The 812-nt window shown below is 50.6% G+C and carries 1 protein-coding gene; it reads left to right on the plus strand.

The window, feature by feature from the left end:
* On the plus strand, positions 1-774 hold a 774-nt coding region (locus R7R24_RS25975), incomplete at its 5' end, for a hypothetical protein (protein WP_318120003.1).
* Positions 775-812: the final 38 nt, after the last annotated feature.

Genomic DNA, 812 nt, shown 5'->3' on the forward strand with positions numbered 1-812 from the left:
CTTGGAAAGCTTGATGCCGATGGCAACGCGGTATCTCATATTCGTATTTCAGACAACGGCCGTTTTGCTGTAACCGCAGGTCAAATGAACTTTGCCGTTTGGGACCTTGGCTGGACGCAAGCACAAGGGCTGTGGTCCATTTCTGACGCGTTAATTCGCGACATCGACATCACCAGCAACGGTGAACAAGTGCTACTCGGGCTCTCAAACGGTAAAGCCATTTACGTCAACTTAGTCACCGGTCGTCGCTTGGAGTTCCTCGCTCACCGAGAAAAAGTCAACTCTGTCGCCATCTCTCCTAATGGTCGATTCGCATTGACAGGCGGTAACGACTACAAAGCTTACCTCTGGGATACTGAATCTGGTCAGGTATTACGAACTTTTGAACATGAACAACGTGTTGTGCGCGTGGCACTGCAACGAGATGGCAAACTCGCCATGACGTCAGACGGTGGCAATCAAGCGATCATTTGGAATTTAGAAACGGGTCAAAAGGTTTCGCAACTCAGCAGTTGGTCGCGCCAGCTGATTTTCTCTACTGCGCGTTTTTCTGATGATGGCTCTCGACTGGTAACGGGAACACCTTCAGGCCGCGTCTCGATTTGGGATACGCAGAGCGGAAAGCGCATTGACGGATTTGAAGTCGAGCCGAAAAAAGATACTCGCCCTCCTCGCGCGGTCGTGTATGATGCTGCCTTTGATTCTAAGCAACGTGTAATTACTGCCACATCGGCGGGCATCGCCCAAGCTTGGCAACTAGAGAACGGGTCATGACAGAAAAACTCATTGAGCAATTGGAAGCACGCATCAAC

It is taken from the genome of Vibrio sp. 704 (assembly GCF_033339295.1).